The organism is Stenotrophomonas geniculata ATCC 19374 = JCM 13324 (genome assembly GCF_001431625.1).
Classification (GTDB): Bacteria; Pseudomonadota; Gammaproteobacteria; order Xanthomonadales; family Xanthomonadaceae; genus Stenotrophomonas; species Stenotrophomonas geniculata.
In genome coordinates this window covers 1-11,252 of sequence record NZ_LLXT01000146.1, presented here as the reverse complement: position 1 = coordinate 11,252, position 11,252 = coordinate 1, and the positions used below count along the sequence as shown (strand labels likewise).

General features: G+C 67.1%; 10 protein-coding genes. 9 read left to right on the top strand and 1 reads right to left on the bottom strand.

Annotation, left to right across the window (positions count from 1 at the left end; translation table 11 throughout):
* Nucleotides 1-178: 178 nt before the first annotated feature.
* Nucleotides 179-2,242, bottom strand: coding sequence for a 3-hydroxyacyl-CoA dehydrogenase NAD-binding domain-containing protein (locus tag ARC63_RS19635; protein WP_057504188.1), 2,064 nt, complete (start codon nucleotides 2,240-2,242; stop codon nucleotides 179-181).
* Between the two features lie 235 nt (nucleotides 2,243-2,477).
* Between ARC63_RS19635 and rpoE the strand changes: the two genes are divergently transcribed.
* From rpoE to recO, 9 genes are all read left to right on the top strand, one after another.
* On the top strand, nucleotides 2,478-3,098 hold the full coding sequence (gene rpoE / locus ARC63_RS19630; RefSeq protein WP_010482816.1) for an RNA polymerase sigma factor RpoE: 621 nt from the start codon (nucleotides 2,478-2,480) through the stop codon (nucleotides 3,096-3,098).
* On the top strand, nucleotides 3,095-3,976 hold the full coding sequence (locus ARC63_RS19625) for a sigma-E factor negative regulatory protein (RefSeq protein ID WP_049411162.1): 882 nt from the start codon (nucleotides 3,095-3,097) through the stop codon (nucleotides 3,974-3,976). Before rpoE ends, ARC63_RS19625 begins: the two co-directional genes overlap by 4 nt.
* A gap of 74 nt (nucleotides 3,977-4,050) precedes the next feature.
* A complete protein-coding gene (locus tag ARC63_RS19620; protein ID WP_010482818.1) occupies nucleotides 4,051-5,586 on the top strand; it encodes a DegQ family serine endoprotease in 1,536 nt (511 codons plus the stop codon).
* 180 nt (nucleotides 5,587-5,766) lie between these two features.
* Complete coding sequence (gene lepA, locus ARC63_RS19615; protein ID WP_010482819.1) at nucleotides 5,767-7,560, top strand: translation elongation factor 4; 1,794 nt, start codon at nucleotides 5,767-5,769, stop codon at nucleotides 7,558-7,560.
* A 54-nt stretch (nucleotides 7,561-7,614) separates the two neighbouring features.
* Nucleotides 7,615-8,409: a signal peptidase I gene (gene lepB / locus ARC63_RS19610; RefSeq protein ID WP_032129848.1), complete on the top strand. Its 795-nt coding sequence runs from the start codon at nucleotides 7,615-7,617 to the stop codon at nucleotides 8,407-8,409.
* 52 nt (nucleotides 8,410-8,461) lie between these two features.
* Nucleotides 8,462-8,845, top strand: coding sequence for a DUF4845 domain-containing protein (locus tag ARC63_RS19605; RefSeq protein ID WP_010482821.1), 384 nt, complete (start codon nucleotides 8,462-8,464; stop codon nucleotides 8,843-8,845).
* Nucleotides 8,835-9,515, top strand: coding sequence for a ribonuclease III (rnc, locus tag ARC63_RS19600; protein WP_010482822.1), 681 nt, complete (start codon nucleotides 8,835-8,837; stop codon nucleotides 9,513-9,515). The genes ARC63_RS19605 and rnc overlap by 11 nt, the downstream gene beginning before the upstream one ends.
* Nucleotides 9,512-10,408, top strand: a complete 897-nt coding sequence (gene era, locus ARC63_RS19595) for a GTPase Era (RefSeq protein WP_057504187.1) — start codon at nucleotides 9,512-9,514, stop codon at nucleotides 10,406-10,408. The genes rnc and era overlap by 4 nt, the downstream gene beginning before the upstream one ends.
* Nucleotides 10,409-10,426: 18 nt before the next feature.
* Nucleotides 10,427-11,146 (top strand): DNA repair protein RecO, encoded by a 720-nt coding sequence (recO, locus tag ARC63_RS19590; protein ID WP_049411152.1) that lies wholly within the window; start codon nucleotides 10,427-10,429, stop codon nucleotides 11,144-11,146.
* Nucleotides 11,147-11,252 lie beyond the last annotated feature (106 nt).

Here is an 11,252-nt window from a genome sequence, read left to right as displayed (position 1 = left end):
GCGCCATGGATGGCGCCATCGAGCCCCCAGGGATGGGTTTACGGCGTGTCCTGCCTGCCCACACCGCCCCGCCCAACAAACAGAAAAGCCAGAGCCGGCTGTTGCTCCGGCTCTGGCTCTGGCTTTTGCTTCGGCGGTTGCCTCTGCGGGTGCCGGGCCGCAGGCCCGGCCGATAAACTCAAATCACCGGTTCGCGCAGGGCGGGGTTGTCCCAGCCCGGGCGCGGGGCGAAACGGTCGCCGTGGCGCTGCTGCAGCGCCTTCAACCGCTCGACGATCGCATCGGCTCCCACTGCGCGGATGTGCTGGATCGGACCGCCGCGGAACGGGGCGAAACCGGTACCGAAGATCACGCCCGCATCCAGCAGGTCCGCATCGGCCACCACGCCCTCGTGCAGGCACGCCACGGCCTCGTTCAACAGCGGCAGGATCAGGCGGTCCTCCAGATCGGCCGGGGCTTGGTAATCGCTGGCCACGTCCGGCTTCTTCGGCTTGCCGTTTTCCCAGGTGTAGATGCCCTGGCCGTCCTTCTTGCCACGCTTGTCCGGTTCCACCGTCTGCAGTGCGGCCGGAATCTGCAGGCCCAGGAACGGCGCCAGTTCGCGGCCGACGCCTGCGGCCACGTCCAGGCCCACGGTGTCGATCAGTTCGATCGGGCCCATCGGCATGCCGAATTTCACTGCGGCCTTGTCGATCACCGGGCCCGGAATGCCCTCGGCATACGCGGTGGCGGCTTCCAGCATGTACGGGAACAGCACGCGGTTGACCAGGAAGCCCGGGCTGCCGGCCACCGGCACGGGGAACTTGCCCAGCGCCTTGCAGAACGCGGCCAGGCGGCGCTCGGTCTCCGGCGCCATGCCGTCGTGATGGATGATCTCCACCAGCGGCATCTGCGCAACCGGGTTGAAATAGTGCAGGCCAGCGAACTGCGCCGGGCGCTGGATGTGGTCGCGCAGTTCCACCAGCGGAATCGACGAAGTATTGGTGGTCAGCAGCGCGTCCTGCTTCATCTTCGGTTCGAGCGTCTGGTACAGCGCACGCTTGGCTTCCGGGTTCTCGATGATCGCTTCGATCACCAGGTCGGCCTCGGCCACGCCGTTGCCTTCCAGATCGGCACGCAGGCGCGCGGCCACGGCGGGGCGCTTGCTCTCGTCGCGCACCTTCTTGGCGAACAGCGCCTGTGCGCGTTCCATTGCCGGGTCGATGAAGCGCTGCTCGCGGTCCTGCAGAGTCACCTCGAAGCCCTTGTAGGCGGCCCACGCGGCGATATCGCCGCCCATCACGCCGGCGCCGACCACGTGCACGTGGCGGATGCCGGAGTCACCGCCGCCCAGGCCCTTCAGGCGCTCGGTCAGGAAGAAGATGCGGATCAGGTTGCGCGCGGTCGGCGTGCTGGCCAGCTTCACCACTGCGCGGCGTTCGGCATCCAGGCGCGCCAGGATCGGCTTGCCGCCGCTGCGCTGCCAGGTGCTGATCAGCGCGTAGGGCGCCGGGTACTGGTCCTTCTTGGCTTTGCGTGCGACCTGCTTGACCATCTGCGGTGCCAGCAAAGTGCGTGCCAGCCAGGTGTTGGTGGCCCAGGCCGTCGCGCGCTGCTTGAACGGGCGGGTGGTGCCGGACAGCGCCAGCGCCACGGCGGTGTCGAGCACCACCGCCGGCGCCGCCACCTTGTCGACCAGGCCGATGCCACGCGCGGCCGAGGCCGACAAGGTGCGGCCGGTCAGCATCATGTCCATCGCTGCCGGCGCACCGACCAGCTGCGGCAGGCGCGCGCTGCCGCCCCAGCCGGGGAAGATGCCCAGCTGGGTTTCCGGCAGGCCGATGCGCGTGCTGCTGTCATTGGAGGCCACGCGGTAGCGGCAGGCCAGTGCCAGTTCGGTGCCGCCGCCCAGGCAGTGGCCGTGGATGGCCGCCACGGTCGGGCAGGGCAGCTCGGCCAGCTTCTGGTAAGTGGCCTGGCCGCGGCGGATGGCGTCGTTGACGGTGCCGCGGCGGTCGAACTCCTGGAACTCCTTCAGGTCCGCACCGGCAATGAAGCCGGCCTTCTTCAGCGACTGGATCACCACGCCCTTGGGCGGGTCCAGTGCAATGCGCTCGAGCAGGTCGCCCAGTTCCAGCAGCACGTCCTGCGACATGGCGTTGACGCTGCTGTCCTGACGATCCAGGGAGAGAACCACCACGCCGTCGTCGCGGATCTCGGGGTGCCAGTGGCTGAAGCGGAGACCATCGAAGCCTGAGAGCATGGACGTTCCATCCGGTTGTGTATGGAGAAGCGGCTATGATCCAGAGGTTGTTTCCCCCGCGTCAAATCCCAATAGCAGGGGAGTGGCGACCCCGGATCCATGGCCGTGGACCGGAACGCTAACGGAACGGTGGTTAAAAGCTGGTGCGGCGCCAGGTGATCGGCGACTGAACTTTTCCCGGGATTGGCAGTCTCATTGCCCGACGTCGGTTGGGCTGACAGGAGTGCGGCCCCTCATGGCCGATGTTGATACACCTCAGGAGCTGGATCTGGAACTGGTCCGGCGCGTGCAGCACGGCGAGAGCGCCGCGTTCGATGTCCTGGTGCGCAAGTACCAGCATCGCGTGGTGGCCCTTGTCGGTCGCTACATCGCCGACTGGAGCGAATGTCAGGACGTCGCCCAGGACACTTTCATCCGTGCCTACCGCGCGATCGGAAGTTTCCGTGGCGATGCCCAGTTCTCAACCTGGTTGCATCGAATCGCCGTGAATACCGCCAAAAACTACCTGGCTTCACACAATCGCCGACCGCCGACCGATGACATCGACATCGGGGATGCCGAACAGTTCGACAGCGGGACGCGCCTGCGCGACACCGACACGCCCGAACGCGAGTTGATGCGCCAGGAACTGGAACAGACGGTAATGAAGGCCGTCAACGCGCTGCCGGAAGAGCTCCGGTTGGCGATCACCCTGCGCGAGGTGGAAGGCCTGAGTTACGAGGATATCGCGCAGAAAATGGGGTGCCCGATCGGCACCGTGCGCTCACGGATCTTCCGGGCGCGCGAGGCGATCGACACCGAACTCCGGCCGCTGTTGGACATCGGCAGCGCCACCCGTGAGAAGAGCCGCGTATGACCAGTAATCCGTTCAACGAATCGCAGAACCACCAATCGCCCGCCGGGCAGCGCCTGGACCAGCGCCATCGCGAGCAGCTGTCGGCCCTGGTCGATGGCGAGCTGGGCGCCGATGAAGCGCGCTTCCTGCTGCGCCGGATGGAGCACGACCCCGAGCTGGCCGGCTGCCAGGAACGCTGGCAGCTGCTGGGCGACGTGATGCGCGGACAGGCGTCGGCGCTGGCGCCGGCCGGCTTCAGCGCCGCCGTGGCCGCCGCCATCGCCGCCGAACCGGCGCCGCAGGCCGAGCCGCGTCGTCAGGTACGCCGCAGTGGTTGGCGGGCCTGGGGCGGTGGCGCCGCACTGGCCGCATCGGTGGCGGCGGTGGCCCTGTTCATGGGCGGTGAGAAGCTGAAGGAGGCCACCCCGGGCGAGCCGTTGGCACCGCAGGTGATCGCCAGCCAGGCCGAACTCGCGCCGGCACCGACGACGCCGGCTCCGGTGACCGAAGCCTCGGTGGATAACGCCGCAATGGCCGTGGCCGGTGTACCGGCAGTGGCCATGGCGGCAGCCAGCCGGCGCCAGGACACCCGTCGCGCCAGCGCTACCCGCAGCCAGCAGGCCGCGCGTGCCGCCCAGCGTGAGGACATGCCGCAACGCGCTGTGGCCGCCGCACAGGCGCCGTTGACCCCGACCGTGCCGGCCAATGCCAGCCGCAACATGCCGTTCGGTGAGGTCGGTGGCCTGCAGGCGCGACCGTGGCCGCGCTCCAGCCTGGCGCCCGCTGCCGGCGGCGCGCTCAATGCGAGCTTCCCGGCCCATGCCGGGGGCGCCGCGTTCTACCCGTTCGAGCCGCGCCTGCAGGACGACCTGCCGGTGCCGCCGCGCCCGCGCGACTGAGCCGGGCGCTTTCACGCCCCGCCGTCGGCGGGGCCCGTATTCCTCTTTCCATCCGATCCGGAGGTTGCCGTCCGATGACTCCCCGACTCCGCACGCAGGCCATGGGCCTGCTGGCCCTGACCCTGCCGTTGATGGCCTGCGCGCAGGCCCCGGCTCCGGCCGCCCAGACCCAGGCCGCGCCGGCCGCCGCGCCGCGGGCGCCGGCCCAGCCGCTGGTCACGGGCCTGCCTGACTTCACCAATCTGGTCGAACAGGTCGGGCCTGGCGTGGTCAACGTCGACACCACCATCGTCCGCAACAACCGCCAGGCCTCACGGGGCCCGATGGGCGGCGACGATGACATGCCGGAGTTCTTCCGCCGCTTCTTCGGCCCGGATTTCCCGATGCCGGGGCAGGGCCCGGGCGGCCCGGACGGTGGCCCGAGCATCAAGGGCCGCGGCATGGGCTCGGGCTTCATCATCTCGCCCGATGGTTATGTACTGACCAACTACCACGTGGTGGCCGATGCCAGCGAGGTGAAGGTCAAGCTGGGTGACCGCCGTGAGTTCACCGCGAAAGTGGTGGGCAGCGACCAGCAGTATGATGTCGCACTGCTGAAGATCGACGGCAAGAACCTGCCGACCGTGCGCGTTGGCGACTCCAACTCCCTCAAGCCGGGTCAGTGGGTGGTCGCGATCGGCTCGCCGTTCGGCCTCGATCACTCGGTCACTGCCGGCGTGGTCAGCGCCCTCGGCCGCAGCACCGGCGGTCCGGACCAGCGCTACGTGCCCTTCATCCAGACCGACGTGGCGATCAACCAGGGCAACTCCGGTGGCCCGCTGCTGAACACCCGTGGCGAAGTGGTCGGCATCAATTCGCAGATATTCTCCGCGTCGGGCGGCTACATGGGCATCAGCTTCGCGATCCCGATCGACCTGGCGATGAGTGCGGTCGAGCAGATCAAGAAGACCGGCAAGGTCACCCGCGGCCAGCTCGGCGCGGTGGTGCAGGAAATCGACGGCCTGAAGGCGCAGGCGATGGGCCTGCCGGACAGCCGCGGCGCCCTGGTCAACCAGATCGTGCCGGACTCGGCTGCAGCCCGGGCCGGGGTGAAGATCGGCGATGTGATCCGCTCAGTGAACGGCGCGCCGGTCAACAGCTGGTCCGACCTGCCGCCGCTGATCGGCGCGATGGCACCGGGCAGCCGGGTCACCCTGGGCGTGATCCGCGATGGCAAGCCGCGTGACCTCAGCGCCACCCTGACCGCCCTGACCGAAGACGGGCAGGCCAGTTCGCGTGGCCCGGCCACCGGCGACAGCGATGCGGCGCCGCAGGCCGGCGCCAATGCCCTGCTGGGGCTGGACGTCAGTGACCTGACCGCGCCGCAGCGCAAGCAGCTGGGCCTGGAATCGGGCGAAGGCGTGCGCATCACCGGGGTCAAGGGCCAGGGCGCGCGTGATGCGGGCCTGTCTCCGGGCATGGTGATCCTGCAGGTGGCCAGCACCCAGGTCGGCAGCGTGGACGCGCTGAACCGTGCGCTTTCAAGCTACAAGAAGGGCGACGTGGTGATGCTGCTGGTACGCACCGGCAGCGGCAACAGCGCGTTCGTAGCGGTCAAGGCCGGCCAGTAAGGCCTGCCGGGGCCGCTTCGGCGGCCCCTGCTTCTCCTCCGAAGCCCCGCCCTGGCGGGGCTTCGGCCGTTCCGGACCCGGTCCGATGAGGCCGTTTTCGCGGGCGGGCGCCGGGCATGCGATAATCGACCGTTACCCTGACGACGCCGCGCGCCGCCGCCACCTATGTCTTCTGATTCGATGCGGAACATCCGCAACTTCTCCATCATCGCCCATGTCGACCACGGCAAGTCCACGCTGGCCGACCGCATCATCCAGCTCTGTGGTGGCCTGCAGGCCCGCGAGATGGAAGCGCAGGTGCTCGACTCCAACCCGATCGAGCGCGAGCGTGGCATCACGATCAAGGCGCAGTCGGTGTCGCTGCCGTACCTAGCCAAGGACGGGCAGACCTACCATCTGAACTTCATCGACACCCCCGGCCACGTCGACTTCTCCTATGAAGTCAGCCGCTCGCTGGCCGCCTGCGAAGGCGCGCTGCTGGTGGTCGATGCGGCCCAGGGCGTGGAAGCGCAGTCGGTGGCCAACTGCTACACCGCCGTGGAGCAGGGCCTGGAAGTGGTGCCGGTGATCAACAAGATCGACCTGCCCACCGCCGACATCGAGCGCGCCAAGGCCGAGATCGAGGCCGTGATCGGCATTGACGCCTCCGACGCCGTGCCGGTCAGTGCCAAGACCGGCCTGAACGTGCAGGACGTGCTGGAAGCGATCGTGCACCGCATTCCGCCGCCGAAGCCGCGCGACACCGAGAAGCTGCAGGCGCTGATCATCGACTCCTGGTTCGACAACTACCTGGGCGTGGTCTCGCTTGTGCGCGTGATGCAGGGCGAGATCAAGGCCGGTGACAAGCTGCAGGTGATGTCCACCGGCCGCAACCACCAGGTCGACAACGTCGGCGTGTTCACCCCGAAGCGCAAGGTGCTGCCGGCGCTGCGTGCAGGTGAAGTGGGCTGGGTCACCGCCAGCATCAAGGACGTGCACGGTGCGCCGGTCGGCGACACCCTGACCCTGGCCGGCGACCCGGCACCGAAGCCGCTGCCGGGCTTCCAGGAAATGCAGCCGCGCGTGTTCGCCGGCCTGTTCCCGGTCGATGCCGAGGACTATCCCGACCTGCGCGAAGCGCTGGACAAGCTGCGCCTGAACGATGCCGCGCTGCGCTTCGAGCCGGAAAGCTCCGAGGCGATGGGCTTCGGCTTCCGCTGCGGTTTCCTCGGCATGCTGCACATGGAAATCGTGCAGGAGCGCCTGGAGCGCGAATACAACCTGGACCTGATCAGCACCGCGCCGACGGTGGTGTATGAAGTCCTGAAGACCGATGGCTCGATCATCAACATGGACAACCCGGCCAAGCTGCCGCCGGTGAACCAGGTCGAGGAGATCCGCGAGCCGATCATCCGTGCCAACGTGCTCACCCCCGAGGAGTACATCGGCAACATCATCAAGCTGTGCGAAGAAAAGCGCGGCAGCCAGATCGGCATCAACTACCTGGGCAGCCAGGTGCAGATCAGCTACGAGCTGCCGATGGCCGAAGTGGTGCTGGACTTCTTCGACAAGCTGAAGTCGGTCAGCCGTGGCTATGCCTCGCTGGACTACCACTTCGTGCGCTTCGACGCCGGCCCGTTCGTGCGCGTGGATGTGCTGATCAACGGTGACAAGGTCGATGCGCTGTCGCTGATCGTGCACCGCAGCCATGCCGACCGCCGCGGCCGCGAGCTGTGCGAGAAGATGAAGGACCTGATCCCGCGCCAGATGTTCGACGTGGCCATCCAGGCCGCCGTCGGCTCGCAGATCATCGCCCGTACCACGGTCAAGGCCATGCGCAAGAACGTGCTGGCCAAGTGCTATGGTGGCGACGTTTCGCGCAAGAAGAAGCTTCTGGAAAAACAGAAGGAAGGCAAGAAGCGCATGAAGCAGGTCGGCCGCGTGGAGATCCCGCAGGAAGCGTTCCTGGCCGTGCTGCAGATGGACAACAAGTAAGCCCGCACCGGCCCTGCGGGGCCGGTCGTCCGGTGACGTTGCAAAGGACCCTGAATGAAACTGTTTGAGATCCTCCTGGTCGTGCTGACCCTGGCCTCGGGCCTGATCCTGCTCGCGGACAAGCTGTACCTTGCCAAGCGGCGCGCCCAGCGCGCCGGCCTGCTCGATTCCGAGCCGGTGCTGGTGGACTACTCGCGTGCGTTCTTCCCGGTGCTGGCGATCGTGCTGATCGTGCGCAGTTTCATCGCCGAGCCGTACAAGATCCCGTCCAGCTCGATGATGCCGAACCTGCTGATCGGCGATTTCATCCTGGTCAACAAGTTCTCCTACGGCCTGCGCCTGCCGATCAGCAACACCAAGTTTGTGCCGGTTGGCGAGCCCTCGCGTGGCGACGTGGTGGTGTTCCACTTCCCCGGCCATGGCGAGAACGATCCGGCCAAGGGCGAGAATTTCATCAAGCGCGTGATCGGCGTGCCGGGTGACACCGTGGTCTTCGAAGGCGACGGCGTGATCCTCAACGGCGAGCCGCTGAAGTACGACAACAAGGGCATCTACGCCGGCCACAAGGGCCAGGGCGAGGGCGCCAACCTGCTGGTCGAGCACCTGCCGGGCCGCACCCACACGGTGCTGGAGACCGACTATCCGCGTGGCCAGGGCCAGTGGACCGTGCCGGCCGGCAAGTACCTGGTGATGGGCGACAACCGTGACAACAGTGACGATGGCCGTTTCTGGGGCCTGCTGCCGGAAGAGAACCTGCGCGGCAAGGCCTTCCTGATCTGGCTGAACTGCCAGGGCTGGTTCTGCAAGGATGGCTTCGAGCCGTCGCGGATCGGCTCGAGCATCAACTGACCGGGCATCAACCGGGTATTTTCACATCCAACGCGTATCTGGGGAGAACGCAATGAAGACGATGAACACGCAGCGTGGCATGACCCTGACCTCGTTCCTGACGGTCCTGATCGTGGTTGGCTTCTTCCTCTACATCGGCATGAAGCTGTTCCCGATGTACCAGGAGTACTACGCGGTGCGCTCGGCGATGAAAAGCCTGGCCAACGAGCCGGGCGTGGGCAGCATGGAGCCGGCGCGCATCCAGGACCTGTTCTTCAAGCGCCTGTACATCAACTACTCGGACAATGTGAAGCCGGCCAACGTGAAGTTCGACCGTCGCGACAATGGCTGGACCCTCAAGGTCAACTACGAAGTGCGCCGTCAGCTGATCGGCAACCTCGATGTGGTTGGCAAATTCGATTCTTCCCAGGACCTGACACGAAGCGGTGCCCAGTAAATTCATCCAACGTGGCGACCTGATTGGTCATGCCTTCAGCGACCCGGCCCTGCTCAAGCAGGCGCTGACGCATCGCAGTGCCGGTGCGCCGCACAACGAGCGCCTGGAGTTCCTCGGCGACAGCATCGTCAACATGATGGCGGCCGAGGCGTTGTACCGACGTTGGCCCAAGGCTGACGAAGGGGCGATGACCCGTGCCCGTGCCGAGCTGGTGCGTGAAGGCGCGCTGGCGGTGATCGGGCGCACCCTGGAACTGGGCGAGCGGCTGACCCTGGGCCCGGGCGAAATGAAGTCCGGCGGTCATCGCCGCGACTCGATCCTGGCCGATGCGGTGGAAGCCGTGGTGGCCGCGATCTACCTGGATGCCGGCTTCGAGGCCTGCCGGGCGGTGGTACTGCCCTGGTTCAGTGCTTCGATCGAGGCGCTGCCGGCCTCCGGCCGGCCCGAGAAGGACCCCAAGACCCGCCTGCAGGAATGGCTGCAGGCCCGACAGAAGGCGTTGCCGCAGTATGAACTGGTGTCAGAATCCGGTGACGACCACGCCAAGCACTTCCGGGTACGCTGCAACGTAGCCGACCCGGCCGCCAGCATCGAGGGCGAAGGCGCCTCGCGGCGGCTTGCCGAACAACAGGCGGCTGCAGCCGTCCTAGAACAACTGGATTCCAAGTGAGCGAACAAACTTCCCATCATTGCGGCAGCGTGGCCGTCATCGGCCGCCCGAACGTGGGCAAATCGACCCTGACCAATGCCCTGGTCGGCGCCAAGGTCAGCATCGTTTCCAACCGCCCGCAGACCACGCGTCATCGTCTGCTGGGCATCGCCACCTATCCGGAAGGCCAGTTGGTGCTGGTCGACACCCCCGGCCTGCACAAGGTGCAGAAGCGGGCGATGAACCGGGTGATGAACCGTGCCGCGCGCGGCTCGCTGGAAGGCGTCGATGCCGGCCTGCTGGTGATCGAAGCTGGTCGCTGGGACGAAGAAGACAGCCTGGCCTTCAATGTGCTGCGCGACGCCGGTATCCCGGTGGTGCTGGTGGTCAACAAGATCGACCGTCTGAAGGACAAGGGCGCGCTGCTGCCGTTCCTGCAGGAAGTCACGGCCGGCCGCGATTTCTCGTCCGTGCATCCAATCTCGGCGCAGAAGCGCAACGGCCTGGACGCACTGGTACGCGACGTACTGGCGCTGTTGCCGGAAGCGCCGCCGATGTTCGGCGAAGACGAGATCACCGACCGCAGCCAGCGTTTCCTGGCCGGCGAGCTGGTGCGTGAGCAGCTGATGCGCCAGCTCGGCGAGGAACTGCCGTACGCGACCACCGTGGAAATCGAGCGCTTCACTGAAGATGGCAACCTGCTGCGCATTGGTGCGGTGATCTGGGTCGAGCGCGAGGGCCAGAAGGCGATCGTGATCGGCAAGGGCGGCACCCGGCTGAAGGAGATTGGTGCCAAGTCCCGCCTGCAGATGGAGCGTCTGTTCGGGGCCAAGGTGTTCCTGGAGACCTGGGTGCGCGTGCGTGAAGGCTGGTCCGACGACGAGGCCGCACTGAAGGCCTTCGGTTACGAGTAAGCCGTTGCGGTCGCTTCGATGATGATCGAGGACGACACTGGCTTCGTGCTGCACGCACGGGCCTACCGCGAGACCAGTCTGCTGGTCGAAGTGTTGAGTGCGCAGCATGGCCGGATCGGCCTGCTCGCGCGTGGCGTATCCACCGCCAAGGGACAGGTGCTGCGCGCTGCTCTGCAGCCGCTGCAGTGGATCCGCTTCAGTGCCCAGCAGCGGGGCGAACTGGCCCAGTTGCGGGGTGCCGAGGCGCTTGATGCCGCGCCACGCCTGGTCGGCCAGGCGATGCTGGCCGGCTTCTACCTGAGTGAACTGACCCTGCGCCTGGCCCCGCGCCAGGACCCGCTGCCTGAGTTGTACCTGGCCTACGGCGAGGCACGTGCGCGGCTGGCCGTGGGCGCCGGCCTGGCCTGGACACTGCGTCGCTTCGAACGCGAGCTGCTGTCCGCGCTGGGCCTGGGTTTCGATCTGGACAGCGCGAGCGACGGCCAGCCGATCGACCCGGCCGCGCGCTACGAACTGGATCCGCAGGAAGGCGCGCAGCGCCTGCTGAGCGAGCGCGGTGGGGAACGCCGGGCGGCGGCGACTGGCTCGGCGCTGCTGGCGTTGGCGGCCGACGAAGAGCCCCATGCCGCCGACCTGGCCAGCCTGCGTCTGCCGATGCGGCGGGTGCTGGCCCATCACCTGGGCGCCCGCGGCCTGAAGTCCTGGGAAATGCTCGAGCAGCTCGTGCCCCGCAGGTAGGGGATGTTCGGCAGGGCTTGCAGCCCTGCACCTGCCGAATCAACGTCAACGTCAAAAGCAAAAGCTGGTTATCCGTGGGTCGGCGGGGTGGGTCCGGTTGCGGGAG